The sequence below is a fragment of the Nocardia brevicatena NBRC 12119 genome (genome assembly GCF_000308495.1).
GTDB lineage: Bacteria > Actinomycetota > Actinomycetes > Mycobacteriales > Mycobacteriaceae > Nocardia > Nocardia brevicatena.
Genome location: NZ_BAFU01000041.1, coordinates 1 through 547 on the forward strand (window position 1 = coordinate 1; position 547 = coordinate 547).

The 547-nt window shown below is 65.4% G+C and carries 1 protein-coding gene; it reads left to right on the plus strand.

The annotated features are described in order from the left end of the window. On the plus strand, positions 1 to 547 hold a 547-nt coding region (locus ON20_RS08620; protein ID WP_040834480.1), incomplete at both ends, for a cytochrome b N-terminal domain-containing protein.

Below are 547 nucleotides of genomic sequence, written 5' to 3' on the forward strand. Positions count from 1 at the left end.
CCCTCGGCCTCCCCCTGATCGGTACGTGGCTGCACTGGCTGATGTTCGGCGGCGACTTCCCCGGCCAGATCATCATCCCGCGCCTGTACGTCACGCATGTGCTGTTGTTCCCGGGAATCATGCTGGCGCTGATCGCGGCGCATGTGGCGATCGTCTGGTACCAGAAGCACACCCAGTTCCCCGGCCCGGGCCGCACCGAGAACAATGTCATCGGCGCGCGGATCGTCCCGGTGTTCGCCGCGGACCAGGGCGCGTTCTTCGCGCTCACCCTGGGTGTCACCGCGCTGCTGGGCGGTGTGTTCCAGATCAACCCGATCTGGAACCTGGGCCCGTACAATCCCTCGCAGGTGTCGGCGGGGTCGCAGCCGGACTTCTACATGATGTGGACCGATGGTCTGGCCCGGTTGATGCCGCCGTGGGAGCTGTACATCGGCAACCACACCGTGCCGGCGGTGACCTGGGTCGCGCTCACCATGGGACTGGTCTTCGTGATACTCACCGCGTATCCGTGGGTCGAGAAAAGGCTCACCAATGACCGGGTCGCCCA